Origin of the sequence: Methylophilus sp. YYY-1, assembly GCF_029132825.1 — a bacterium.
GTDB lineage: Bacteria > Pseudomonadota > Gammaproteobacteria > Burkholderiales > Methylophilaceae > Methylophilus > Methylophilus glucosoxydans.
In genome coordinates this window covers 182,568-209,166 of the sequence record NZ_WOVG01000002.1, presented here as the reverse complement: position 1 = coordinate 209,166, position 26,599 = coordinate 182,568, and the positions used below count along the sequence as shown (strand labels likewise).

Here is a 26,599-nt window from a genome sequence, read left to right as displayed (position 1 = left end):
AGTTGTTTCATTGCGTATTCAACAACCCAAATGCAGGCATTATTCTGGTGAGAACCCTATGAAGCTGAATCAAAACAATCAGGGATTGGCTGCGGAGCAAGCCGCTGCGCGCTTTCTGCAACAGCAGGGCCTCACTCTGGTGACACAAAATTACAGCTGCCGCTATGGCGAAATTGACCTCATCATGCACGAAAAGAACACGCTGGTGTTTGTAGAAGTGCGCTTGCGCAGCAACCGGGCATTCACCAGTGCGGCCGACAGTATTCATTATCACAAGCAGCAAAAACTGCTGCGCGCCGCGCAGTATTACCTGCAAAGCCTGAATCGCCAGCCGCCCTGCCGGTTTGATGCCATTCTGTTTGACAACAGCAGCTACCAATCGCCAGAATGGATTCGTAATGCAATCGACACATAAAAAGCGTAGAATTTTATGCTTGAATGCCTGTCACATTAGCTCATCCGTTTGTTTCACCTAGTCATCACAAGGAATTCTCATGATCAAAAAACTCTCACTGATCGCATTGGTATTATTGACCGTGCAATTGACAGGCTGCTTCCCGGCTGTCGTTGGCGGTGCCGCAGTCGGTGGCTCAATGGCGGCAGACCGTCGCACCTCAGGCATTTATGTTGAAGACGAGAATATTGAACTCAAAACAATGAAGCGCATGTCGCAATATATGGATAAAGCTTCACATATCAATGTGACCAGCTATAACCGCATCGTGTTGCTGACTGGCGAAGTGCCTAACGCCGGACAACAAGCCCAGGCTGAAACGCTGACCCGCGAAATCTCAAACGTACGCAGCATACACAATGCCTTAACCATAGGCTTTGCCTCTTCTATCAGTGACCGCACCAATGATGCTTACATCACCACCAAGGTCAAAGCCCGTTTTGTCAGCGAAAATCTGTTTCCGGCCAATGTCGTTAAAGTCGTGACCGAAGCCGGTGTGGTTTACCTGATGGGCATCGTTTCTGAAAAAGAGGCCAATGATGCCGTCGAAATCGCCAGAAGCACCGAAGGCGTGAGCAAGGTGGTCAAAGTTTTCGAATATACCAACTAAGGATAGGCGGCATCAGTCGCGATGCGCAAACATTGCAGTCCTTCTGTGAGGTTTTTATGCATCCCAGTGCTCGTACTGATAACGCTTACCCCTGACTATTAATTTGTATTTTTTAAGGAATCCGCATGGAAACTCAGGAAATTATTATTCAAGGCATCACACTGGCGGGGAAACCTTTCCGCCCGAGCGACTGGGTAGACCGTATGTGCAGCACCTATGCCAGCTTTGGCGTTGACAAGAAGCTGCGCTACTCGCCCTATTTGAAACCCAAACTGGTCAACAATGTACGCAGCCTGTCTGTGGATATGAAGCTTAAAGACGTGAATCCGGCTGGCTTTGAGCAGCTGATGCAGTTTGCAAAAGAGAACCAGTTGAGCGTGATCAACCCAGCCGGCGAAGCAGTCAACATTTAGACTAGGGCTTTACGGGGACATTAAACGCGGATTCCTTGAGTAACTGCTCTAACCAGGCGCGACTCAACGCGCCGCGTTTAACTTGATACAAGCGGCCATCTGGCGCATAAATATAGGTGGTGGGCAAAACTTCAGGCTTGTGAGCCGTCGGCTTTTGCGCCTCACCGAGCACCACCGGATAAGAAATCAGCATATCATCGGCATACTTCTTGACTGAGGCCACAGACTCATACTGGACCGCCACCCCGAGCACCATCACGTTTTGATTAACATGGGCATCATAAAACGTCACCAGTTCAGGCATTTCTTCAAGACAGGGCGGACACCAGGGGGCCCAGTAATTCACCACCAGCCAACGCCCCTTGTAATGGGAAAGCTGATGTTTATGACCAGCCATATCCTGCATCACCCAGTCCCTGGTTGCCTCCTGCGCCTGGGTCTCGCTCATGCTTGATAATAGCCATAGACTCAGCCATCCGATGCGCAACATGTTAAATAACATCAAGCCCTCTTGTTTTTAATGAAGATATGCCGCATTTACAAACAATAATGCAGGGAAAAACTTGATTATGCTTGAAAACTGTTGCTATACTAGCTGCAATCTTTTTAGTAATTTCAGTTTTCAGCAAATTACTCATTCAAAAATAATTGATTCAACTGATTCAAATAACGTTTAGCCTAAACAATATTTAGTCAAACACATTCAGAATTTTTCTGTTGATACCCTGTCTACTATTGACTTACATCCTTCACCAATCTTAAGAGGCAATAATGAGCGACAACATTACCCATTTAAGCGACGCCAGCTTTGAACAAGAAGTATTGCAATCCACGATTCCGGTACTGGTTGATTACTGGGCAGAATGGTGCGGACCTTGCAAGATGATTGCGCCGATTTTGGATGAGATCAGCAAAGAGTATGCGGGTCGCCTGAAAGTTGCCAAGCTCAACATTGATGACAACCAGAACACACCGCCCAAATATGGTATCCGTGGCATTCCTACACTGATGTTATTCAAAAACGGCAATGTTGAAGCCACCAAAGTGGGTGCCTTGTCCAAATCTCAACTCAGCGCGTTCATCGACAGCAACATCTAACTTCTTTACCCGGTTTCAACGTCTGCGAAACCGGGTTTCCTTTTCAATCTCTCAGATGTTTTTCAATCTTGCGAGTTATTCATGCACCTATCCGACCTTAAACACCTTCCTGTGACCGAACTGGTCGAAATGGCGATCGCCAACGACATTGAAAATGCGAGCCGTATGCGCAAGCAGGATCTCATTTTTGCCATCCTTAAAAATAAGGCAAAAAAGGGCGACAGCATTTTTGGTGATGGCACGCTGGAAGTGTTGCCTGACGGTTTTGGCTTTTTGCGCTCACCCGATACCTCCTACCTGGCAGGTCCGGACGACATTTACGTCTCCCCTTCACAGATTCGCCGCTTCAACCTGCACACCGGTGATAGCATTCAAGGTGAAATCCGCACGCCTAAAGAAGGCGAACGTTACTTTGCACTGGTCAAGGTAGACAGCGTCAATGCCGAGGCGCCCGAGAATACCAAACACAAGATTCTGTTTGAGAACCTGACCCCGCTATTCCCGACCATCCCACTGACGCTGGAACGCGATATCCGCGGTGAAGAGAACATCACCAGCCGTGTGATCGACATGATTGCACCTATTGGTAAAGGTCAGCGCGCCTTGCTGGTCGCCAGTCCGAAAAGCGGTAAAACAGTCATGCTGCAAAATATTGCACACGCGATTACGGCCAACCATCCTGACTGTATTCTGATTGTGTTGCTGATCGACGAGCGCCCGGAAGAAGTGACCGAGATGACCCGCTCAGTGCGTGGCGAAGTGGTGGCTTCAACCTTTGACGAACCGGCCACCCGCCACGTACAAGTGGCTGAAATGGTACTGGAAAAAGCCAAACGCCTGGTTGAGCACAAAAAAGATGTCGTCATCCTGCTCGACTCCATCACGCGTTTGGCGCGTGCGTACAACACAGTCATCCCGTCTTCCGGCAAGGTCTTGACCGGTGGTGTGGACGCCAATGCCCTGCAAAAACCCAAACGCTTCTTTGGTGCGGCACGTAACGTCGAGGAAGGCGGTTCGCTGACCATCATTGCCACGGCGCTGGTTGATACCGGCTCACGCATGGACGATGTGATCTACGAAGAATTCAAAGGCACCGGCAACATGGAAATCCATCTGGATAGACGCATGGCCGAGAAACGCACTTATCCGGCGATCAACGTCAACAAGTCCGGCACCCGCCGCGAAGAGCTGTTGCTGGATAAAGATGTATTGCAGAAAATCTGGGTATTGCGCAAATTGCTCTACCCCATGGACGACCTCGAGGCGATGGAATTCTTGCTTGATAAAATCAAGGCAACCAAGAGCAACAACGACTTTTTTGACAGTATGCGTCGCGGCTAATGCTGCCAACGATACAAATATTTTTGAGATTGTGCTTGATAAAACAGACGAATTCATAGATAATCGCGCGTTTACTGCAACTGCTTAAGATTAGAGAGAAAGCATGAAAGCTGATATTCACCCAAATTACCCGGAAATCAACGTCACATGTAGCTGTGGCAACAAATTTAAAACCCGTTCTACTAACGGCAAAGACTTGAACATTGAAGTCTGTTCACAGTGCCACCCGTTCTACACTGGTAAACAGAAGATCGTGGACACCGCTGGTCGCGTTGAGAAATTCCGCCAAAAATACGGCATGTAATTTCGGCGAAGATCGTCCAGAAAGGCAGCATGGCTGCCTTTTTTGTTTTAATCTATAGGCATTAAGCTTGAGCTGATGATCTGTTCTTGTTAAGGGCGTTTACTTCGCGATCTGTATTCCACCATGCAGTTTTACATTGACCACGACTGGCAAGAAAACATGGCTACCCCGCGCGCCAAGGTCGGTGAGCGGGCAAAAACGCATTTGCTGATCCTGCTTTGTGCCATCTGGTTGTGCGTGGGCCTGATAGGGCATTCACCCTGGAAGCCGTTCGAGTCGCAGACGGCCAGTATCGTCCAAAGTCTGTTTGAACATCCGTTCCTGTCCATGCAAAGCTGGACCGAAGGCTACTGGATTGCGCCAGTATCGGCAGGCCACCCTGCCCTGGAAACCCCGCCCTTGTTTTACTGGGTCGCAACTGGTTTTGCGCATCTGCTCTCCCCATTTTTACCTATACATGATGCAGCCCGACTGAGTGTTGGTGTCTGGATGTTGCTGACACTGATCATGATGGGCTTGAGTGGGCGGGAGCTGTGGAACTTTGGTGTTGGCAGACAAACCAATTTCATTTTCATAGGTTGCTTGGGGTTGGTGGTGAGCGCCCACACCATGATGCCGGCCGTGGCGGCCTTGAGTGGCATCACCATGGCGTTTTACGCCCTGGCACTCGTCATCCGCAAGCCATTACGTGCTGCAGGCTTGCTAGGGGCAGGCTTGCTGATCTCATTTCTGGCGGGTGGCGTATTGCCTGCACTCACCATTATCGGGACGACGGCTTGCCTGCTGCTATTGCCTGCCATTCGTCAACATCGTGCACAATCCCAAGCCTTACTGGCAGGCGTGCTGCTTGCAGTACCTGGCATCTGGCTGTGGTGCTCGCTATGCCAGCAATGGGCTCCCGAACTTTGGCAGACCTGGTGGCAATCGCAATGGCAAGTGCAACTCCCGACAAAGCATGCTTACTTTGTCCGCACCTTGGCCTGGTATGCCTGGCCAGCACTCCCTTTTGCCATGTGGGGCGTTTGGCGCTTCCGCCAGAGCGTGCTGAGCACCTACCGCTTTCAATTGGGACTGATCTTTTTTACCGTGGCCTTTGTACTGATCGGCTTTTATAGCGACCGCAGTGAAGTGAATGCCTTGCCCTTGCTGGTCCCGCTGACCGTGCTGGCAGCTGGCAGCATAGAAACGCTCAAACGTGGCGCAGCGGGTGCCTTAAACTGGTTTGGATTGATCTTGTTTGGCCTGTTGATTGCAATTGCCTGGCTGGGTTGGTGGGCCATGCTCAATGGCACCCCCGTCAAACTGTATCAGCGTCTGAGCTACCTGTCCGGCCTGCAAATGATTCCATTCAGCCTGCTCTACGGTGCGATTGCGGTAGCCGTGACCCTGATCTGGTTATCTATTGTCTTGCGTTCCAAACACTCCAACCGATCCAGCGCCACAAACTGGGCCATCGGCATGACCTGTGCCTGGACCGTATTCATGAGTCTCTGGCTCCCGATGATAGAAGCGGCGCGCACCTATCAGCCCCTGTTTGAAGACTTGCGCAAGCATTTGCCAACGCATTACCAATGTATTTATGCGCAAAACATAGGCAGCTCGCAAGAGGAGTTATTGCACTATCATGCCAAGATACGCCTGCAAACCCAGGCGACTGCAAAACCGGCAGACTGTGATTTGTACCTGATTGAAGACCAGCCTGGCAAACGCCACGTGTTGCCCGGGGATGAATGGCGCGTCATTTGGGAGGGGGAGCAGACCCGCCAGAATCGCGAGTCTTTCAGATTATTACAGCGACACCACAAGTAATACAGAAAACGGCGACCAGACCTTCAGGTCGCCGTTTTCACTTCAAGACAATTTTACATATTGCTGCACGGCCGCAATCACTTGCGGATGCAAGCCTTGCCCCTGATGTTGCTGCACATGGCTGACCAGGCTGTTGATCATGACCGAATTCCAGAATTTTTTCAGGTGGCTGGCAATTTCACGCTGCGCTTCCTCGGCATCAGGATTTGCCTCAAAAAAATCGCCAATCTGATTAGCCATTTTAATTAACTTTTCGACATCCATCTCTCTACACGCTTTCCAGTGACTATCCGGCTTAGCTTGTTTGGCCAAGCTCACCACTATACACAACACATTGGCCTGCTCTGGCAAAGCCAACCAGTAAAAAACCATATTCCTTGGCCAGGTTGACGGCGAGGGCGGTGGGCGCAGACATGGCCACCAACACCTGACCACCGGCCATCGCCACTTTCTGTACCATTTCATAACTGGCGCGACTGGTCGTCAGCACCCAGTGATCCAGCCAGCATGCAGTCCACTCGACTTGCTGGCGCAACAAGCAACCGATCAGTTTATCCAGCGCATTATGCCTGCCGACATCTTCCCGCACGCACACAATGTTGCCCTGTTTGTCGGCAAGTGCTGTGGCATGCGTTGCGCCTGTCATCTGTTGCAGTGGCTGCTGTGATTGCAACGCTGCCAGCGCGTTGGCTATCACGGCCGCATCCAGTCTGGTGGGCGCTGATGCCGTCATGCCAGGATGCTTGAATACTTGTTGCAAACTTTCTGCACCGCATAAGCCACAACCCGTGCGGCCAGTCAGATTACGGCGCTGCGCCTTAAGCAAAACAAATTGTTCTGTGGCTAACTCTATGTGCAGCTCAATGCCTTGTAATTGACCATCGTCATCCTCAATCGCTTTAGCGTCTACACCATAAATCTGCTTGCGCGCAGTAATAATGCCTTCGGTAAACGAAAAGCCATAGGCAAAATCTTCGAGGTCTGCCGGCGTGGCCATCATCACCACATGCGATATCCCGTTGTACACAAACGCAATCGGGACTTCTTGCGCCAAGGCGTCGGCGACCACAGTCACTTCGCCCTGACGCCAGCGCGTCACCGCCAGCGTCGTGACTGCCTGCTCAGCAGGCTGCACCGGCATTTCCTGATAGGCTGACAGGCGACATTGTGCCTCAGCCTCCTTAATGGCCTCGCTCATCAGGAAACAACCGTCTGCGGATCCATGCCGGACAACTCAATTTGGGTATCGCTGAATGAACGATACTGTTTCTGCCAATCAGACAACTGGTTCACCTTGGACACCTGTACTGCCGTGACCTTGTACTCTGGGCAATTGGTCGCCCAATCCGAGTTGTCGGTGGTAATGACATTGGCACCGGACTCAGGATGGTGGAACGTGGTATAGACCACGCCAGGTTGTACCCGCTCGGTAATCTTGGCGCGCAACACGGTCTGCCCGGCGCGGCTGGTAATCCCCACCCAATCGCCTTCAACAATCCCGCGATCCTCAGCATCGTGCGGATGAATCTCAATCACATCCTCATGATGCCAAACCACGTTTTGTGTGCGTCGAGTTTGTGCACCCACATTATATTGCGACAGGATACGGCCGGTGGTCAGGATCAATGGGTATTTCTGGTTGACGCGCTCGGTGGTAGGCACATATTGAGTAACAAAGAACTTGCCCTTGCCGCGCACAAACGCATCCACATGCATGGTCGGCGTCCCCTCTGGCGCCTCGTCATTGCAGGGCCACTGGATACTGCCCAACTCGTCCAGTTTCTTGAAGCTGACCCCAGCAAATGTAGGGGTCAAGGCAGCGATTTCATCCATGATCTCGCTGGCATGGGCGTAATGCATGGGGTAACCCAAGGCGGTCGAGAATCTGGCAGTAATCTCCCAATCTTCCATCCCATTCTTGGGGGTCATGACTTTACGCACTGGGGAAATGCGGCGTTCGGCATTGGTAAAGGTCCCGTTTTTCTCAAGGAAGGACGCGCCCGGGAAGAATACATGCGCGAATTTGGCAGTTTCGTTCAGGAACAAGTCCTGCACAATCACACATTCCATATTCTCCAGTGCATGGGTCACGTGCTGGGTGTCAGGGTCTGACTGGGCAATATCCTCACCCACGCAATACACCGCCTTAAAACTGCCTTCAGCGGCCAAGTCCAGCATATTGGGAATACGCAGCCCGGGGTCAGCGCTCAGTTTAACGCCCCATGCCTGCTCGAACTGCGCCCGAGTTTCATCATCAGACACATGACGGTAGCCAGGGAACTCATGCGGCATGGATCCCATGTCACAAGAGCCTTGTACATTGTTTTGACCACGCAAGGGATTCACACCCACACCTTCACGCCCGACATTGCCGGTTGCCATCGCCAGGTTGGCTATGCCCATCACCGTGGTCGAACCTTGACTGTGCTCGGTGACCCCTAACCCGTAGTAAATTGCCGCATTGCCGCCGGTGGCATACAAGCGTGCAGCTTCTCTCACCTCGTTGGCAGGCACGCCCAATTCTTTTTCCAATGCTTCTGGAGAGTTTTCAGGCTTGGCAGCAAAATCACGCCAGGCCACATAAGAATCCCATTCGCAGCGCGCTTTAACAAAGTCCTCTTGCACCAATCCTTCAGTCACAATCACATGTGAAATGGCTGAAATCATGGCCACATTGGTCCCAGGCCGCAGCTTGAGATGGTAGTCGGCACGAATATGGGGAGAATTAGCAACCAGGTCGATTTCACGTGGATCGACGATAATCAACTTGGCCCCTTCACGCAGACGGCGTTTCATCATTGAGCCAAACACCGGGTGACCATCGGTAGGGTTGGCCCCCATGACGAAAATCACATCTGATTTCATCACGGAATCGAAGGTCTGTGTACCTGCGGACTCCCCCAGGGTTTGCTTGAGGCCATAGCCAGTCGGGCTGTGGCACACACGGGCACAGGTATCGACGTTATTCACACCGAACACGGCACGGATCAGTTTTTGTGTGACATAGACTTCTTCATTGGTGCAACGACTGGAAGTAATTCCGCCCACGGCCTCTTTGCCATAGGCTTGCTGGATACGCTGAATTTCACTGGCGGCATAATTAATTGCCTCATCCCAGCTCACTTTTTGCCAGGGATCATGAATACTCTTGCGTATCATGGGCGTAGTAATGCGATCCGCATGCGTCGCATAGCCCCAGGCAAAGCGGCCTTTGACGCAGCTGTGACCATGGTTGGCCCCGCCTGCTTTGCTCGGCGTCATGCGGACAACCTGCTCACCTTTCATTTCTGCATCAAAACTGCAACCAACGCCGCAATAGGCACAAGTCGTTGTCACTTTGTGCTCAGGCGTGCCTGCCTCAATCACGGTTTTTTCCATTAATGTGGCGGTCGGACAGGCTTGCACACACGCACCACAGGAGACACATTCTGACTCCAGAAAGTCTTTGTTGCCGGCAGAGACCTTGCTGTCAAAGCCGCGACCTTGAATGGTCAAGGCAAAGGTGCCCTGCGTTTCTTCACAGGCCCGCACGCACCGTGAACAGACAATACATTTGGAAGGATCAAATGTGAAGTAGGGATTGGACTCATCTTTGGCCTGGCCCAGATGATTTTCGCCTTCGTAGCCATAGCGGACTTCACGCAAACCAACCGCACCTGCCATGTCCTGCAACTCGCAATCCCCATTGGCGCCACAGGTCAGACAATCCAGCGGATGGTCAGAAATATATAATTCCATGACGCCCCGGCGCACATCCGCCAATTTAGGAGTTTGCGTCTTCACCTTAAGCCCGGGGGCGACTGGCGTCGTGCAAGAGGCCGGATAGCCGCGACGGCCTTCGATCTCGACCAGACACAGCCGGCAGGAACCAAACGGCTCAAGGGAATCGGTAGCACAGAGCTTGGGCACGGTGACGCCGCCCAACTGCGCCGCATGCATGATAGAACTGCCCTCGGGCACAGTAACATCCACCCCATCGATATTGAGGGTCACCATCACTGCGCTGTCTGATTTTGGCGTACCGTAATCCTTGTCTGGGTCATACTTGAGGGATTGCGGCTGCGAAGAGGAATACTTGATATCGTCCATAATAATGTCCTTTGCTGCCTAGGCTGCAGCCTCTTTACCACTTAATCCAAAGTCTTCAGGGAAATGGTTCAATGCGCTCAAGACCGGGTAAGGCGTCATCCCGCCCAAGGCGCACAGGGAACCGTTAAGCATCGTGTCAGACAAATCACGCAACAAATGCACTTGCTTGGCGCGATTGTTGCCCAGCATAATTTTGTCCATTACCTCTACGCCACGGGTAGAGCCAATCCGGCATGGCGTACATTTGCCGCAGCTTTCCTCGGCGCAAAACTCAAAGGCATAGCGGGCCATTTTCGCCATGTCGACACTGTCGTCAAAGGCGACGATGCCGCCATGACCGAGTACCGCCCAGATTTTGCCAAACTCTTCATAATCCAGTGGCGTATCAAACTGACTCTCTGGCAAATAGGCCCCCAGCGGACCGCCGACTTGCACGGCGCGAATCGGCCGCCCGGTCGCTGAACCACCACCATAGTCGTAGAGCAATTCGCGCAAGGTCGCACCAAATGCCAGCTCGACCAGGCCGGTGTGTTTTAAATTGCCCGCCAGCTGGATAGGCAGGGTGCCGCGCGAACGCCCCATGCCGTAATCCGCATAGTATTGCGCACCCTTATCCAGAATAATCGGTACGGTAGCCAGCGAAATCACGTTATTGACAATGGTCGGCTTGCCAAACAAGCCTTCAATGGCAGGCAGTGGCGGCTTGAAGCGCACCAGCCCTCGCTTGCCTTCCAGGCTTTCCAGCAAAGAAGTCTCTTCGCCACACACATAAGCGCCTGCCGCACGGCGCACCTCCAGGTGAAACGTTCGGCCTGAGCCCTGAATATTCTCGCCCAGATACCCGGCAAGATTGGCCTTGCGGATCGCCTCATTCAGTGTTTTCAAGGCATGCGGATATTCACTGCGCAAGTAGATATAGCCCTGCGTTGCGCCGACCGCAATGCCGGCGATGGTCATGCCTTCAATCAGCACAAACGGATCGTCTTCCATGATCATGCGGTCAGAATAGGTGCCAGAATCGCCCTCATCCGCATTACAGACGACGTATTTTTGTTCAGCGGGCGCATTGAGCACGGTATTCCACTTGATGCCGGTCGGAAAAGCGGCACCACCCCGGCCACGCAAGCCTGAGTCAGTCACCGCTTTGACTATGTCAGCGCCGGACATGGTCAGCGCATTTTTGAGTCCTTGATAGCCATCATGCGCGAGGTAGTCCTCAAGAGACAATGGATCAGTGATCCCCACCCGGGCAAAGGTCAGTCGTTGCTGTTTTTTGAGCCAGGCCAGCTCTTCAGTCAAGCCGAGATATAAGGGATGGGCTTTCGCCTGGTCTGCCAAGGGCTGAGTAAACCCGGCATCAAACAAGCCTGCGACATCTGCGGGCGACACCGGGCCAAAAGCGACGCGCCCTTGCGCACTCTCTACTTCTACCAGAGGTTCCAGCCAGAACAGGCCACGAGAGCCATTACGCACCAGCGTAATCTCGAGGCCTCGCGCCTGGGCTTCCTGGAGGATTTTTTTCGCGGTACGCTCAGCACCCAAAGACAGTGCTGTCGAGTCGATTGGGACATAGATCTTAACCATGACATACCTCGGCAATCAGTTCAGTCACTTTTTGCGTATTCATGCGGCCATAGACCTCTTCATCGAGCATAACGGCCGGGGAACAGCCGCAATTACCCAGACAATAGACCGGGAGCAAGGTCAGTGTGCCGTCAGCGGTGGTTTGATGATAGTCCACGCCTAGCCTTGCTTTTAATTCGGCTTCAAGCCTCTCTGAACCCATGGCCTGGCAGGATTCCGCGCGGCAGACTTGCAACACATGCTTGCCGACCGGATGCGTACGGAAATGATGATAGAAACTCACCACGCCGTGCACCTCGGCCACCGAGAGCGCCAGGGCTTTGGCAATGTCAGGATAGACGGTTTCCGGCACATAGCCAATATCATCCTGAATCGCATGTAGCAGAGGCATTAAGCCGCCCGGTACATGCTGGTGTGCTTGAATATGCGCTTGAATTTGCGCATGCTGTTCATGGCTTAATGTGTTATCCAAACCGACCTCACATCTTAACGAGTTACAATTCAGTTACATTCTATCACCCTGGCATCATATCCTCTATTTATGCCTTGTTAAAGCAAAAAAAGGGCATAAAATGCTGATTACTTTAAATTTTAATGATTGCAATGCATACGCCAGCCACTCTGCCCACCCAATTGATCGACCAGTTTGGCCGACAGGTGGACTACATACGCCTGTCGATTACTGACCGCTGCGATTTCCGCTGCCAATACTGCATGGCAGAGGACATGACGTTTTTACCCCGTCACAAGGTCATGTCACTGGAAGAGTGTGCACGCTTGGTTAAATTGTTTGTCCGTATGGGCGTGCGTAAAGTTCGCATCACCGGCGGCGAACCGCTGGTACGCAAAAATGCACTGTGGCTGTTTGAGGAAATTGGACATTTGCCCGGTCTGGAGGAGTGCGTCATTACCACCAATGGCAGCCAACTGGATAAATACGCGCAGGCATTGAAGGCGGCAGGCGTCAAACGCATCAATATTTCCATCGACAGCTTGCAGGCTGACCGCTTCAAGGCGATCACCCGGGTAGGTGAGTTATCCAAAGTGCTGGGCGGTCTTGAAGCGGCCATCGCCGCCGGTTTTGAAAACATAAAGCTCAATTCGGTATTGATGCGCGGCATCAATGATGATGAAGCCGAAGCCCTGGTGAACTTCGCCATTCAAAAACGCATAGATATCAGCTTTATTGAAGAGATGCCCTTGGGCGAAGTGGCGCATGACCGTGAACAGAGCTGCGTCAGCAATAAAGACACCCTGGCACTGCTTAAAAGTAAGTTCTCACTGACGCCGAGCACCCATCAAACAGGTGGCCCCGCGCGCTACTGGCAGGTCAATGGCCAAGCGACCAGAATCGGCTTTATTTCACCGCATAGCCACAATTTTTGTGAAAATTGCAACCGGGTACGCATTACCTGCCAGGGAGAATTATTTTTATGCCTGGGCCAGGACCATCAGGTGAATTTATTGCCGCTGTTGCGTGCGCATCCCGACGATGACCAGCCCCTGATAGAAGCGATTTTGCACGGCATGCACATCAAACCCAAAGGCCATGACTTTGATTTACAGCGTGCAGGACCCGCTGTGATCCGTTTTATGTCGCACACAGGTGGTTAATGCAGATTACCGCAGTGATTCTTGCCGGGGGGCGTGGCTTGCGCATGGGGGGCGTGGACAAAGGTCTGGTGGATTACCAGGGCAAACCACTGGTCGCACATGTGCTGGAGCGCATCCAGCCGCAAGTGAATCATGTCATCATCAATGCCAACCGCCATCTGGACGAGTACCAGCGTTTTGGCATCCCTGTGGTCGCCGATGCCAATGACCAATTTGACGGGCCTTTGGCAGGCATGCAAGCAGGGATGCATCATGCCAGCACCGAGTGGATTGTGAGTGTCCCCTGCGATTCGCCGCTGCTGCCGCTGGATCTGGTCAGCCGTCTCAAGACTGCCCTGGAACAAACACAACACCTGCACAAGCAAGCCCATGGGCTGGCCATTGCACGCAGCCAGAGTGGAACACACCCCGTTTTCTGCCTGATGCCACGCGCCCTGCGCGAGGATTTGGATCATTTTCTCGAGCAAGGCCAGCGCAAAGTGAGCGCATGGCAAGCGCAACATCCACATGTATTCGTGAGCTTTGAAGATGAGCAAGCGTTTACTAACATTAATGAACGGCCATCATCATCGCTATGAACCAGACACCAGATTTATTACGTCAATTGGCCCACGACCCGGCGGGCGCAGAGGATTATGACCCAAATGCCATGTCGGTATCGCAAGCGCGACAATACATTCAACAATTCCTGACGCCTGTGCAACAGACCGAATGCCTTTCGATTAAACAAGCCTTGGGACGGGTGCTCGCCAGCCCTATCGCCTCTACACTCAATGTGCCAGGTCACAACAATTCAGCCATGGATGGCTTTGCTTTCAGGCTCGCTGAAGCCTCGCAGCCATTGCGTATCGTCGGCACGGCGTTTGCCGGCAAGCCTTTTAACGGCACGATTCCTGCGGGTGGCTGTATCAAAATCATGACCGGGGCAGTGATTCCGGCAGACGCTGACACCGTCGTGATGCAAGAGCATGCAACAGTAACCGGCGAGCATGTCAGCATCCAAAAATTGCCTGGCAAAGGCGCCAATATTCGCCTAATGGGTGAAGACATCGCTATCGGGCAAACCGTCCTTGCTACTGGCCACACGTTGCAACCGGCAGACATGGGCTTGCTCGCCTCGCTGGGTGTCGCAGAAATTGAGGTTTACCGGCGTCTTAAAGTGGCCTTTTTTACCACGGGCGATGAACTGGTGAGCGTAGGCCAGCCCTTGCAAGCAGGACAAATTTACGACAGTAACCGCTATAGCCTGTGGGGCATGTTGCAAGCCCTGGGCGCAGAGGTCGAGGACCTGGGCAATATTGCCGACAATCCCCAAACCTTGGAGCATACCCTATTGCAAGCCGCCGCCCGCTTTGATGTGGTCATCACCAGTGGCGGCGTGTCTGTGGGTGAAGCGGACTTCATGAAACAACTGCTCGCCACCCATGGTCAGGTGCTGTTCTGGAAAATCAACATGAAGCCAGGGCGACCGCTGGCTTATGGCAAGCTGGGACAAGCGCATTATTTTGGCTTGCCCGGCAATCCGGTCGCCACGATGGTAACGTTTTACCAGTTTGTGCAAACGGCGTTAAAAACCTTGATGGGAAGCCATGAGCGCGCACAACCTTCCTTCAAGGTTGCGTGCGTGAGCCCGATTAAAAAGGCCGCAGGTCGTACCGAGTTTCAGCGCGGTATCCTGTTTAAGGACGGTGCAGACTGGAAGGTAAAAACCACAGGCGAGCAGGGCTCCGGTATTTTAAGCAGCATGAGTCAGGCCAATTGCTTTATCTTGCTCGATGAAGCCTCAGGGCCGCTACCCGCAGGCAGTTGGGTTGAAGTACAACCTTTCACCGGCATTTTCTAAGGCATCCTTGTATCTGCAAGCTGGCAAGAAGATTCAAAAATAGCTTATAGTGTCGGCTTGCGTTGGGGGTCATCAAAAGGGATATTGGCGTGCAAGCCGTTTTAAAAGAAACAAAACAATTCAGTCATTTATTAGAGTGGTGCCTGATTGCCTCACTCCTGATACATGCCTTGATCATGTTTACCCTACCCAAACCTGATTACGACCTGCCGCCCCCAAACAAGCAAGAAATTCGGATTGAGCTGGTCAAACCAGAACCACCCGCGGTCACGCCCGCGCCACCTGCACCAGCAGAACCTGAAGTGGTCAAACCCACCCCTCCCAAACCGCAGCCACAGCCTCCAAAGCTAGAACCCAAGCCCGTTGAGCAAAAACCGGTGACGCCGCAAAAACCGTCGCCTATGCCAGAGCAAGCGGTAGAAACGCCCCGCCCCGTAGTGGAATCACCAGCCCCGGCTGTGATTGCCGCCAAGCCCAGCGTCAGTGAAACCAAGTCTGAAGTCGTGGTGCCGCCCCCCGCCCCCCCTGCGCCACCAGAACCAGTCAAAGCCTCTGGGCCCAGCGAAGGGGATATTGACGCCGCGCGTAATGCGTTTAGAAGTGCGGCGCATCGTGAGCTGAAGAAAAACCAGCGCTACCCGCGGATTGCGCAAGACAGAGGCATAGAGGGCGATGTCAAATTAAGCATCAACATTGACGATCATGGCAATATCACCAATATCGAAGTCGTCGAGTCCAGCGGCAACAAAGCCATTGATGACGCAGCCTTGGCGGCAGCGCAAAAATCGCAGCTGAAACCCCATTTTCATGAAATACTACGTGGCAGAATCAATAACATTATTGTCACGGTCAGCTTCAAACTGTCCAGTTAGGTGCACATGCTGTTCAAGCGCAAGCAGACAAGCTCCTCTCCCCACTGGCAACATGACAAGCCGCTGCGCTTATTATTGCTTTTTCATGACATCTATTTTATTGCACTGATCGTCCTCGCCGTCGCCAGTGGCGCTTACGGCATCTATTTGTGGGACAAAGCCTCCAAACAATCCCAGCGCATCAATGTCGTGATCCAGGAAATCTACCTGGTACGTGGCGACCTTTACCGGCAAATGAAAGAGTTGTTTGATGCATTTTTTTTGCAGGAGACGAATGCGCTCAATGAATACAACCAATACACCACGTCGATTCTGATCCATATGGAGCGCCTGCAGTCGATCGCGCTGGACCAGGAAGAACGTGATGCCTTGATGGAGATTGAGCATAAATACCGCAACCTGGTGAATGAAGCGCCTGCGCTGTTCTATCGTTACCAGAACAATCCCGACCGTAATGCCCAGAAGTCGATTTATCAGGATATTGAAACCGGCATCTTCAAGCATTATGAAGAGGTGTCCAAGCGGGCAGAACGCCTGCTCATGATCAAGCAAGGTGAAATCAAGCACAGGCTGGATGAAGCCAGAAGTAACTCCATTGCCGTTTTGTCTTTGCCGCTGTTACTGGCTTGCGTGCTGATTGTCTATTCCAGACGCATCCTCAAAGAGTCTATCGTGCGCCCGATAAATGACATTATGCAAGCCACCAATGCCATCAGTGGCGGCAGCCTCACCCATCAGGTGCCAGAAGCTGGTGCCGAGGAGCTGGCGATGCTGTCACGCGAAATCAATAAAATGGCCGAAGACCTGGCCGCCAGCCGCGATGCCCTGGTCAAGAGCGAGAAACAGGCGGCACTTGGCCTGTTGGTGCCTATGCTGGCGCATAACATCCGCAATCCCCTGGCGAGTATCCGCGCTACTGCGCAGGTCATTGATGACCCGCAGCTGGACAAGGACACCGTGGAATCGATTCAAGGCATTATCCATACCGTAGACCGGCTTGAGCGCTGGACCGGCAGCCTGCTGTCTTATCTGCATCCGATCAAGCCTATGCTCAATCAGCTGCGGCTATCCAATATCGTTCAAGGTGCGGTCACTACCCTGCATCCCAAACTGAATGAAAAGCAGATCAGGTTGCAAGAAAACAGTGACACGGTGCAACAATTGATTTTGACCGACGAGCATTTACTGGAACAAATGCTATACAACCTGCTTCTAAACGCGACAGAGGCTTCTCCCAAAGGCGCCGAGATTCAGCTGCAATGTGCGCTACATGATCACTTGCTAACCCTGTTGATTATCGACCAGGGGCCAGGCATGCCGTTCAAGCCTGATCCGCATGCACTGACACCGGGCCCCACCACCAAACGGTTCGGCACGGGTCTCGGCATTCCTTTTGCATTTAAAGTTTGCGAAGAGCTCGGCGGGAGCATGTCTTTTGAAAGTGGCGCAGGCACAGGTACCCGCATTACTATCTTATTACCGCAATAATCATCCACCTCTCGTGAGATGCTTGATCGCAGGCGGTGAATATGCGATTTGTGCTTGCTTAATTTTGTATTTTTATCAACAATGTGATTAAGTGATAGCGATGTCAACTATGTTAAATTCACCTGTTCCAGAACTCAGCTTACCAGCGACCTCCAGCCTGCAATTCAATAGCAAAGACTATTTGGGCAAGTTCCTCGTCCTGTATTTCTACCCCAAGGATTCCACCCCAGGCTGTACCACGCAAGGGATGCAGTTCCGTGACATGCATGCCGCATTTCTCGAAGCCAATGCCATCATTTTTGGCATTTCGCGTGATACGCTCAAATCGCACGAAAACTTCAAGGCCAAATACAGCTTTCCCTTTGAATTGATCTCGGACAGCGATGAGATCGCTTGCCAGGCGTTTAATGTGATCAAAATGAAAAACATGTATGGCAAACAGGTTCGCGGCATTGAGCGCAGTACGTTTCTGATCAACCCACAAGGCATCATTGTGCGCGAATGGCGCGGTGTCAAAGTCGATGGTCATGCCGCTGAGGTGTTAGCCAGCATACAGTCTTCCCACTCATAAAAGTGATTTTCTATGGCCCGTGCTCCACAAACCAAGCTTTTTGTCCTCGATACCAACGTTTTGATGCACGACCCTTCGTCGCTATTCAGGTTTGAAGAGCACGACGTCTACCTTCCCATGGTCACCCTGGAAGAGCTGGACAACAATAAAAAAGGCTTGACCGAAGTTGCACGTAACGCGCGCCAGGCCAGCCGTTTTCTTGAAGAAATCATGGGGGGCAATGAAACAAGCAACCTTGAGGAAGGCTGTCCGCTTGCCATTCAAGGCAACCGTCATTTAACGGGCAAGCTGTTTTTCCAAACCGAGCATGTGCCAACAGATTTACCAGGCCTCGCTGGCAGCAAGGCCGACAACCAGATCATCAGCGTGGTGCTGGCGCTCAAAAAACAACACACCAAACGCAATGTCATCCTGGTCAGCAAGGATATCAACATCCGCATCAAAGCCCGTGCCATGGGCGTGGCGGCTGAAGATTACTTTAATGACAAGGTACTGGAAGACAGCGACATGCTGTATACCGGCCTGCGCGAACTACCTGAAAACTTTTGGGACTTGCACAGCAAGGACATGCATTCATGGCAAGAATCTGGCCGCATGTACTACAAAGTCAGCGGGCCTATCGTCAAGTCTTTGCTTGTAAACGAATTCGTGTTTTATGAGTTCAACAAACCGTTTCACGCTATTGTGCGCAAGATTGAAGACAATACCGCCATTCTTGAAGTGGTGCAGGACCACATGAACCCCAAACACAATGTGTGGGGCATCACTGCGCGCAATCGTGAGCAGAACTTTGCGCTCAACCTGCTGATGGATCCCAACATTGATTTTGTTACGCTGCTGGGGCAGGCCGGGACGGGTAAAACCTTGCTCACCCTCGCCGCCGCCCTGACGCAAACCCTGGATAAAAAACGTTATTCGGAAATTATCATGACCCGTGTGACGGTACCGGTCGGCGAAGATATTGGCTTTTTACCTGGCACGGAAGAGGAAAAAATGGCGCCATGGATGGGTGCCCTTGAGGACAACCTCGATGTGCTCAACAAAACCGATGAAGATGTGGGTGAGTGGGGCCGTGCAGCCACCCAAGACCTGATTCGTACCCGGATTAAAATCAAATCGCTGAACTTCATGCGTGGGCGTACCTTTCTCAACAAGTTTCTGATCATAGACGAAGCACAAAACCTCACCCCCAAACAAATGAAAACGCTGATTACGCGGGCCGGACCGGGCACCAAAGTGGTCTGTCTGGGCAATATTGCCCAGATTGATACCCCCTACCTGACGGAGGGCAGCTCGGGATTGACCTATGTGGTTGACCGCTTCAAGAACTGGGCGCATAACGGGCATATCACCCTGGTACGTGGTGAGCGCTCACGTCTGGCAGACTTTGCGGCAGAGGTCTTGTAGACAGTCGTCTGCTCGCTTCTTATGGTCAAAGGCTTCTATACCTTACTGATTGCCCAGTTTTTGTCGGCAATCGCAGATAATGCTCTGCTGTTTGCTGCGATTGCCCTGCTGGCAAAGCTTAACGCACCCAGCTGGCACGAACCACTTCTACGCGAATTTTTCGTGATTTCCTATATCGTGCTCGCGCCTTTTGTCGGCCCCTTTGCCGATGCGCTGCCCAAAGGCCGGGTCATGTTTTTAAGCAATGGGTTGAAGTTTATCGGTTGCCTGATGGCACTGGCGGGCGTGCCGCCCCTGTATGCGTACGCTGTGGTGGGGATAGGTGCTGCCGCTTATTCGCCAGCGAAATATGGCATTTTGACGGAAATGCTGCCATCGCATTTGTTAATCAAGGCCAACGCATGGATGGAGGGCACCACAGTCACCGCCATTATTCTGGGGCCGGTCTTGGGTTCTACGTTGTCTGCCAACAATCCATACATGGGCATTGCCTGCATCATGTGCCTATATTTGCTGGCCGCAGCGTTCAACTACTACATTCCCAAAGTACCGATTGACCACAAAGTAGCGCAAAAAACGCTCTGGTTTTTGCTCAAAGATTTTTGGCATGCCTTTATGACGCTGTGGAAAGATCCGCAAGGCCAGGTCTCGCTGGCCGTCACCACTTTGTTCTGGGGCGCCGGGGCCACCTTGCAATTCGTGGTATTACAGTGGGCAGATGTCAGATTGGGCTTCTCTCAGCAACAAGCGACTTATTTGATCGCCATCCTTGCCGTTGGCATCGCCATCGGCTCAATCATCGCTTCCAAGTATGTCGAGCTGGAGAATGCCGTGAAAGTGTTACCGGCAGGCATTTACATGGGGATTCTGGTGATGAGCATGATGGTGATCCACAGCCCCATTTTGGCAGGGATCCTGCTATTTGTGATTGGTGTGCTTTCAGGCTATTTTCTGGTGCCGCTTAACTCCTTATTACAGCACAGGGGCCATCATTTACTCGGCGCCGGGCACTCGATTGCCGTACAGAATTTTAACGAGAATATTGGCATCTTGCTGCTATTAGGCGCTTACACCTGGATGGTAGGCGCCAAGCTAGAGATTAATAGCATTGTGGCCATCTTCGGGGTATTTATTATCTTCAGCATGTCATTGATCACACTGGTTTATCGCAAACATATCCGGCGATAAGCGCAACGCAGCTTTGATACAATCAACAAAAAAGGGCGCCTGAGCGCCCTTTTTGCTGTCTAGCGATCAATGCAATTTGACATGTGGCTCGGTACGTCTTGAGATAATACGACCGATGGTGTGAACAATCACCGCCAGCACACCGTGCAATGCCATCAAGTGCATCTTGTACAAGGAACGGTACATCACGCGTGCGAACAAGCCCTGAATGTACATGCTGCCCCCCGCCACGGCACCCATCAAGCTGCCCACGGTAGAGTATTTGCCCAAATTGACCAGTGAGCCGTAATCGGTATAGTGGAACTCTGGCAGCGATTCTTTACCAGCCACACGCGCCTTCACCGTCTTGATCAGCAGCGAAGCCTGCTGGTGTGCCGCTTGCGCACGTGGAGGAACCGTCGCGTCATGCCCCAGCCATGGACAGGCTGCACAATCACCAAACGCAAAAATATTCGTATCCCGAGTGGTTTGCAAATGCTGATTCACCACCAACTGGTTAATGCGGTTGGTTTCCAGCCCATCGATATCCTTGAGGAAATCCGGGGCTTTGATGCCAGCCGCCCACACCACCAACTCCGCAGGAATCGTACGGCCGCTGTGCGTCGTGATGCCTTTGGGAGACACCTCAGTCACACGCTCTCCAGTAAACACATTCACCCGCAGTTTACGCAATTCAACATCGACCGCATAAGAAAGCTTGGGTGGTAATGCTGGCAAAATACGGTCACTTGCTTCAATCAGAGAAATCTTGACGTCACGATCGGCATCAATTTTATCCAGACCATAGGCGGCGAGCTCACGCGTAGTATTGTGCAGTTCAGCCGCCAACTCGACACCCGTCGCCCCAGCGCCCACAATCGCCACTTCAAGCTGACCGGGTTTTAATGGTTCAGGCTGTGTTTGTGCACGCAATAATGCGTTGTGCAGATAGCGATGGAATTTTTGCGCCTGCGCCTGGGTATCCAAGGCAAGTGAATACTCACGTGCCCCTTTAATGCCAAAATCATTGGTAGTACTACCCACCGCGATAATCAGGGTATCGTATTTGAATGAACGGCGCGCAATAATTTCATTCCCATCTTCGTCATGTACCGGCGACAAAAACACTTCACGTGTTGCACGATTCAGCCCATCCATCCGGCCCAGCCTGAACTTGAAGTGATGCCAATGTGCCTGTGCCAGATACTCCAGCTCATGGCGATCCGGATCCATACTACCCGCTGCAATTTCGTGCAACAGCGGCTTCCAGACATGGGTTCGCGTTGCATCAATCAACGTGATCCTTGCTTTTTTCTTTTTGCCCAAGGAGTCACCCAACTTGGTCGCCAATTCAAGGCCACCTGCACCACCACCTACAATAATGACATGGTGTAAATCATTTTCGTCAGTCACGCTCACATTAATCCTTCAATAAAAAAGCGCGCCTGCCGTACTGCCAAGCGCGCACAACACCTCAAATAACACGACTATTCGTTACCAGTAATTTTGGCATGACTACGAATAAAAGCGATGATTTTCAATACATCGTCAGGCTTCAAACCATCATCTGGCGCCATCAAGCCAAAACCTTTTGCACCCATGCCACCATTGGTGCCATGCCAGATTGTTTCAAACATGCCTTTATTGGTTGCATTCTTCGCATAACGGAAATTCTCGCCAATCAAGCCAGGCCCGACAGCGCCTTCACCATGACCACCATGACAAGCAACGCAAGAGAACAGGTTAAACTTTTTCTTGCCTTCCTTAATCGCCTCTTCGTTACCAATATAAGGGTTTTTACCCGTCGCCAAAAATTCTTTCGCAGCAGGTGTATCAAACATTTTATGGTCAATTTCCATAGGTTGACCATCTTGGGTGGTGACAAATTGTATCGCCTTGACACCGCCACCTTCTGCTGAAGCGCCAGCAGATTGCCCACCGTTGTTACATGCCGCCAACATTGCTGCCAGCAATGTCGTCAATAATAAACTTCTCATCGTTACCCCCAGGTTTTATATAGTGTTATTCCTTAAAATCCTGCCATGTCTATTATTATTTTAGCTTCACACAGCACGCTTTAATTGTGCCATAAAAACAAAAAACGGTCACCTAAGTGACCGTTTTTATTCGTAACGAGTTATTCGTTACCTGTCATGCCTACGTTGCTATTACTACGCACAAAGGCAATCACTTTCAATACTTCATCTGGTTTCAAACCATCATCTGGCGCCATCAGGCCAAAACCTTTAGCACCCATACCACCGTTGGTACCGTGCCAGATGGTTTCAAACATGCCTTTGTTCGTTGCGTTTTTAGCGTAACGGAAGTTAGCACCGATCAAGCCTGGACCCACAGCGCCTTCACCTTTACCACCGTGACAGGCAACACATGAGTACATGTTGAAAATCTTTTTACCTTTTTTGATAGCGTCTTCGTTACCGATGTATGGGTTTTTACCAGTAGCCAAAAATTCTTTGGCAGCATCTGTATCGAACAAAGCTTTGTCAATGTTCAAGGTGGAACCGTCTTGAGTTGCTGAAAAAGTGATATCAGCCATTGCGCCTGTGGCAAATGCCATCAAGGAAATCAACAATGCTGATTTAAGTGTGTTGCCTAACATGTTTTCTCCTAATCCTAAACAAAATGAGCGGCGACAAGTGGTAAACCAAACAATTACCGCATGCTCATTTAACGAATCGTTCCAGAAACGGTTGACGAATAATTCATTAATAATGACAGAATTTATCACACAGCCATCTCAAAACAAGCCAACGATTTTACTGTGTTTTTTTTTCCTTGTCATTAGCAACTGTCTGTTTATAAAACTTTTTCAACAGCACTGTTATTTTTTATACACACTGTCGCCTTCAACAACTGGCACGGTGGGGATACCATAATCCTTAAGAATCGCATCAATCTTGTCTTTGTTGCGCTCTAAAGCTTCATTAATCATTTTGATGCGGTCTTTGTCCTTCATACGGACAGCTACTGAAATATTCCAATACTCCTTACCTTTGAGGTTGACTTTGTTGTACTCAGGAATCAAGCGCATTTCCAGCGGGACTTTGGAATTTTTAACGTAGTAACCAGCGATAGGACCCCACATCACAGCGACATCAATATCGCCTTTGACCAGATCATCAATAATGAAGCTGGTTGGCAAATTCAGATCGCGCTGCAAACGGTAAGGACGTGCATTCGTCATCAAGTTGTAATCATTGAGCGGGATAGTCGCTGGGCTCTTGTCAACAATCCCGATAATGCCTTTTTTCAAATCTGGCGAATCCCAGTTGGTAATGTCGTAATTGCTGTCTTTGCGCCAGACAAATACATGTCCTGAACGATAGTAGGGTTTGGACGTTCTCAACCCATCGAAGTCTGAGGTCATACCGATGATCACATCACATCGCATCGCATTGATGGTATTACGTAGAAACCCTTGACGGTTATAGGCATATTGGAAGCTCAGCTTCTTGCCCAGGTCATCGGCCAGTACTTTTGCAATCTTGTCTTCAAATCCTTCAAGCTTCAAGTTAGAGTAAGGCATATTATCGGGATCAGAACAAACCTTGAACTCTGATTCATCAGCCACACGACGTACCTCACCGATCCGGCCTTCATCCGGGTTGATTGAAGGGATTTCGATCTCCTCAGCAGACACCCATGATTGCGTTGCCAACACCAATCCCACCGCACCCAGCATATTCCATATTTTCATTTTGATTTCGTTCCTTTTTGTGATTGTTTCCTGTCGTTTTTTGAACTTAATCATATGCAAAAGTTCGATGAATTCACGACAAACTCAATCATCTTATCGCGAATACGTATTGATTTGTAGGGAAGCCCTACTTAAATTCCTGTTCATGGTTTTTAATCATGAAATTCATGAAAAAAAACACCCTGCCTAAGCAGGGTGTTAAGGAGTCAACGTACTTCTATTAGATAATTTAAGACAAGCTCAAATTACAGTGAGAATACGTTCAATGCACCGCCGCCAGGAGCAGCGTTGTACTTGGTCAACTCTTTGTAACCACCAGCAGCACCCAGTGCGTCTGTGTCGTTAGTCATACCCAAGTTCATCGCAACACCAGCCCAACCACCGATACCAGACAATACACCAACGTATTGTTTACCAGCATGGCCGTAGGTGAATGCGTTACCAATTACACCGGAACCCACTTGGAATTTCCACAGTTCTTTACCATTTTGTGCATCAACAGCCTTGAACCAACGATCCAATGTACCGTAGAACACAATGTTAGAAGCTGTAGTCAGAGCACCACCCCAAGCAGAGAACTTCTCTTTGTTGTACCAAACTTTTTTGTTGGTCATTGGGTCGTAAGCACCGAAACCACCCATCACGCCGTCTGGACCAGCAAACATAGTCAGTGTCGCACCAACCCATGGTTGACCAGCAACGTATTTGGACTCAACTGGCTCGTATGTCATACATACGTGGTTCAATGGTGTGTACATCAAACCAGTTTTTGGTGAGTAAGCCGCTGGCTGTTGGTCTTTAGTACCCAGAGCCGCTGGACATACACCTTTAGCGTTGTAGTCTTGGTGTGTAGAAGCAGATGCCAGTTTGTCTGGTACACCTGTTTTCAGGTCAACGCTGTTAGCCCAGTTAACAAATGGGTGCACTTTTTCAGCAGCAACCAATGTACCGTTGTTAGCTTGCCATGTGTAGATAAAGCCGTTACGGTCATGGTGCCATGCGTATGTTTTGCCACCTTTGTCGAACAGGATCACTTCGTTAATACCGTCGTAGTCCCACTCATCGTGTGGTGTCATTTGCATTGCCCATTTAGCAACACCAGTGTCCAGATCACGTGCAGTGATTGTCATGGACCATTTGTTGTCACCTGGACGTACGTCTGGGTTCCAAACGGATGGGTTACCTGAACCGTAGTATACCAAGTTTGTCTTGGCATCATATGGCCACCAGCCCCATACGGAACCACCACCATGTTGCCAGCCGTCTTTCACCGCTTGTGGTTTCAACCAAGTACGTGTACCCAGTTCTTTTTCGCCGATTTTCAGTTGGTCGTTAGGGATCTTTTTGAAAGAACCGCCTTGTTTGTTACCACCGTTCACGTCTTCATAAACAGACAGCGCGTTGTACTGTGGGTTTTCTTTGTTGGTATTAGCGTCGTGCAATGTTTCGCTATCTGGGCCTGTAGAGTAGGCTTTCCATGCCAGAGAACCATCTTTAATGTTGTAAGCAACAATAAAGCAACGTACGCCGAACTCAGCACCTGAGCAACCGGTCAGTACTTTGTCTTTGATCACGTGTGGTGCGTTGGTGTTAGTTGCACCGACTTTTGGATCAGTGTTTTTAACGTCCCAAACTTTAGCACCGGTTTTTGCATCCAAAGCAACCAGCATGCCGTCGTTTTGTTGCAAGAAGATTTTGCCGTCGCCGTAGCCCAGACCACGAGAAACGTTGTCACAGCACAGAACTGCTTGTACGCTTGGGTCTTGTTTTGGGAAATAGGACCAAACGATTTTTTGGTTGTCGTTCAAATCCAGAGCGTATACGTTGTTTGGGAATGCTGTATGTACATACATCATGTTACCCACAACCACTGGAGAACCTTCGTGACCACGGTTTACACCGGTTGCGAATGTCCAGGCAGCTTTCAGGTTTTTAACGTTACCTTTGTTGATTTGAGCCAGGTTGCTGTAGCCTTGGTTGAAATGGTTAGCGCGTGGGTGTGCCCAGTTGTTGGCATCTTTCATCGCAGCTTCTTGGTCAGCAGCAGCGAATGCAACCATTGGCAAAGCAGCTACCAGACCCAGGGCCAGTTTGATTTTGTTAACTTGCATATTGATCTCCAAAGTTAGTACTAAGGGTTTAATATTAGGTGTGCACCTGATTTGCTGACACTAGGAATGAGCATAAAAGGCACACACTTTACACACCAGAGACAAG

General features: G+C 50.9%; 26 protein-coding genes. 15 read left to right on the top strand and 11 right to left on the bottom strand.

Annotated features, from left to right (window positions below; genetic code table 11):
• Positions 1-58 precede the first annotated feature (58 nt).
• From GOC95_RS07630 to GOC95_RS07620, 3 genes are all read left to right on the top strand, one after another.
• Positions 59-415 (top strand): YraN family protein, encoded by a 357-nt coding sequence (locus GOC95_RS07630; protein ID WP_194749177.1) that lies wholly within the window; start codon positions 59-61, stop codon positions 413-415.
• Positions 416-494: 79 nt separating this feature from the next.
• Complete coding sequence (locus GOC95_RS07625) at positions 495-1,064, top strand: BON domain-containing protein (protein WP_275356544.1); 570 nt, start codon at positions 495-497, stop codon at positions 1,062-1,064.
• A gap of 125 nt (positions 1,065-1,189) precedes the next feature.
• Positions 1,190-1,477: a DUF3579 domain-containing protein gene (locus GOC95_RS07620; RefSeq protein ID WP_194749175.1), complete on the top strand. Its 288-nt coding sequence runs from the start codon at positions 1,190-1,192 to the stop codon at positions 1,475-1,477.
• 1 nt (position 1,478) lies between these two features.
• Here the strand turns inward: GOC95_RS07620 and GOC95_RS07615 are convergent, their stop codons facing one another.
• The gene (locus GOC95_RS07615; protein ID WP_275356543.1) at positions 1,479-1,925 is read right to left on the bottom strand and encodes a TlpA disulfide reductase family protein; all 447 of its coding nucleotides are present in this window, start codon (positions 1,923-1,925) and stop codon (positions 1,479-1,481) included.
• A 323-nt stretch (positions 1,926-2,248) separates the two neighbouring features.
• On the opposite strand from GOC95_RS07615, the gene trxA reads away from it, so the two are divergent.
• The 4 genes from trxA to GOC95_RS07595 all read left to right on the top strand — a co-directional run bounded on the left by trxA (position 2,249) and on the right by GOC95_RS07595 (position 6,029).
• Complete coding sequence (trxA, locus tag GOC95_RS07610) at positions 2,249-2,575, top strand: thioredoxin TrxA (protein WP_194749174.1); 327 nt, start codon at positions 2,249-2,251, stop codon at positions 2,573-2,575.
• 81 nt (positions 2,576-2,656) lie between these two features.
• Positions 2,657-3,916, top strand: a complete 1,260-nt coding sequence (gene rho / locus GOC95_RS07605) for a transcription termination factor Rho (protein ID WP_194749173.1) — start codon at positions 2,657-2,659, stop codon at positions 3,914-3,916.
• Between the two features lie 103 nt (positions 3,917-4,019).
• Positions 4,020-4,220, top strand: coding sequence for a 50S ribosomal protein L31 (gene rpmE / locus GOC95_RS07600; RefSeq protein ID WP_018987393.1), 201 nt, complete (start codon positions 4,020-4,022; stop codon positions 4,218-4,220).
• Positions 4,221-4,343: 123 nt separating this feature from the next.
• Positions 4,344-6,029, top strand: a complete 1,686-nt coding sequence (locus tag GOC95_RS07595) for a glycosyl transferase (RefSeq protein WP_194749172.1) — start codon at positions 4,344-4,346, stop codon at positions 6,027-6,029.
• A gap of 42 nt (positions 6,030-6,071) precedes the next feature.
• On the opposite strand, the gene GOC95_RS07590 is transcribed toward GOC95_RS07595, so the two are convergent.
• Genes GOC95_RS07590 through GOC95_RS07570 form a run of 5 tightly spaced genes read right to left on the bottom strand, consistent with a single transcriptional unit; the run spans position 6,072 to position 12,174 of the window.
• Positions 6,072-6,269: a formate dehydrogenase subunit delta gene (locus GOC95_RS07590; RefSeq protein WP_275356542.1), complete on the bottom strand. Its 198-nt coding sequence runs from the start codon at positions 6,267-6,269 to the stop codon at positions 6,072-6,074.
• Positions 6,270-6,324: 55 nt separating this feature from the next.
• Complete coding sequence (gene fdhD, locus GOC95_RS07585; RefSeq protein WP_343223972.1) at positions 6,325-7,227, bottom strand: formate dehydrogenase accessory sulfurtransferase FdhD; 903 nt, start codon at positions 7,225-7,227, stop codon at positions 6,325-6,327.
• The gene (fdhF, locus tag GOC95_RS07580; RefSeq protein ID WP_275356541.1) at positions 7,227-10,118 is read right to left on the bottom strand and encodes a formate dehydrogenase subunit alpha; all 2,892 of its coding nucleotides are present in this window, start codon (positions 10,116-10,118) and stop codon (positions 7,227-7,229) included. Before fdhF ends, fdhD begins: the two co-directional genes overlap by 1 nt.
• Before the next feature lie 18 nt (positions 10,119-10,136).
• Entirely contained in the window at positions 10,137-11,702 is a 1,566-nt protein-coding gene (locus GOC95_RS07575; protein ID WP_275356540.1) for an NADH-quinone oxidoreductase subunit NuoF, read from the bottom strand.
• Positions 11,695-12,174: a formate dehydrogenase subunit gamma gene (locus tag GOC95_RS07570; protein ID WP_275356539.1), complete on the bottom strand. Its 480-nt coding sequence runs from the start codon at positions 12,172-12,174 to the stop codon at positions 11,695-11,697. The genes GOC95_RS07575 and GOC95_RS07570 overlap by 8 nt, the downstream gene beginning before the upstream one ends.
• Positions 12,175-12,305: 131 nt before the next feature.
• Here GOC95_RS07570 and moaA point away from each other — a divergent pair, with 131 nt between their 5' ends.
• The 8 genes from moaA (at position 12,306) to lplT (ending at position 20,685) form a co-directional block, all read left to right on the top strand.
• Positions 12,306-13,316, top strand: coding sequence for a GTP 3',8-cyclase MoaA (gene moaA, locus GOC95_RS07565; RefSeq protein WP_275356538.1), 1,011 nt, complete (start codon positions 12,306-12,308; stop codon positions 13,314-13,316).
• Positions 13,316-13,894: a molybdenum cofactor guanylyltransferase MobA gene (gene mobA / locus GOC95_RS07560; protein ID WP_194749167.1), complete on the top strand. Its 579-nt coding sequence runs from the start codon at positions 13,316-13,318 to the stop codon at positions 13,892-13,894. Before moaA ends, mobA begins: the two co-directional genes overlap by 1 nt.
• A complete protein-coding gene (glp, locus tag GOC95_RS07555) occupies positions 13,891-15,159 on the top strand; it encodes a gephyrin-like molybdotransferase Glp (protein ID WP_275356537.1) in 1,269 nt (422 codons plus the stop codon). Before mobA ends, glp begins: the two co-directional genes overlap by 4 nt.
• Positions 15,160-15,248: 89 nt before the next feature.
• Positions 15,249-16,031 carry a TonB family protein gene (locus GOC95_RS07550; protein WP_275356536.1) on the top strand — a complete coding sequence of 261 codons (783 nt, stop codon included), beginning with the start codon at positions 15,249-15,251 and terminating at the stop codon, positions 16,029-16,031.
• A 6-nt stretch (positions 16,032-16,037) separates the two neighbouring features.
• Positions 16,038-17,519 carry a HAMP domain-containing sensor histidine kinase gene (locus GOC95_RS07545; RefSeq protein ID WP_275356535.1) on the top strand — a complete coding sequence of 494 codons (1,482 nt, stop codon included), beginning with the start codon at positions 16,038-16,040 and terminating at the stop codon, positions 17,517-17,519.
• 109 nt (positions 17,520-17,628) lie between these two features.
• On the top strand, positions 17,629-18,090 hold the full coding sequence (locus GOC95_RS07540; protein WP_194749399.1) for a peroxiredoxin: 462 nt from the start codon (positions 17,629-17,631) through the stop codon (positions 18,088-18,090).
• Between the two features lie 12 nt (positions 18,091-18,102).
• Positions 18,103-19,497 carry a PhoH family protein gene (locus GOC95_RS07535; RefSeq protein WP_194749163.1) on the top strand — a complete coding sequence of 465 codons (1,395 nt, stop codon included), beginning with the start codon at positions 18,103-18,105 and terminating at the stop codon, positions 19,495-19,497.
• Between the two features lie 21 nt (positions 19,498-19,518).
• Positions 19,519-20,685: a lysophospholipid transporter LplT gene (gene lplT / locus GOC95_RS07530; protein WP_275356534.1), complete on the top strand. Its 1,167-nt coding sequence runs from the start codon at positions 19,519-19,521 to the stop codon at positions 20,683-20,685.
• Between the two features lie 66 nt (positions 20,686-20,751).
• On the opposite strand, the gene GOC95_RS07525 is transcribed toward lplT, so the two are convergent.
• The 5 genes from GOC95_RS07525 to GOC95_RS07505 all read right to left on the bottom strand — a co-directional run bounded on the left by GOC95_RS07525 (position 20,752) and on the right by GOC95_RS07505 (position 26,493).
• Positions 20,752-22,077 (bottom strand): NAD(P)/FAD-dependent oxidoreductase, encoded by a 1,326-nt coding sequence (locus GOC95_RS07525; protein WP_194749161.1) that lies wholly within the window; start codon positions 22,075-22,077, stop codon positions 20,752-20,754.
• A 74-nt stretch (positions 22,078-22,151) separates the two neighbouring features.
• Positions 22,152-22,661 carry a c-type cytochrome gene (locus tag GOC95_RS07520; protein ID WP_275356533.1) on the bottom strand — a complete coding sequence of 170 codons (510 nt, stop codon included), beginning with the start codon at positions 22,659-22,661 and terminating at the stop codon, positions 22,152-22,154.
• A gap of 140 nt (positions 22,662-22,801) precedes the next feature.
• Positions 22,802-23,284, bottom strand: coding sequence for a cytochrome c (locus tag GOC95_RS07515; RefSeq protein ID WP_194749160.1), 483 nt, complete (start codon positions 23,282-23,284; stop codon positions 22,802-22,804).
• Positions 23,285-23,506: 222 nt separating this feature from the next.
• Positions 23,507-24,382, bottom strand: coding sequence for a quinoprotein dehydrogenase-associated putative ABC transporter substrate-binding protein (locus tag GOC95_RS07510; RefSeq protein ID WP_194749159.1), 876 nt, complete (start codon positions 24,380-24,382; stop codon positions 23,507-23,509).
• 245 nt (positions 24,383-24,627) lie between these two features.
• Positions 24,628-26,493 carry a PQQ-binding-like beta-propeller repeat protein gene (locus GOC95_RS07505; protein ID WP_194749158.1) on the bottom strand — a complete coding sequence of 622 codons (1,866 nt, stop codon included), beginning with the start codon at positions 26,491-26,493 and terminating at the stop codon, positions 24,628-24,630.
• Positions 26,494-26,599: the final 106 nt, after the last annotated feature.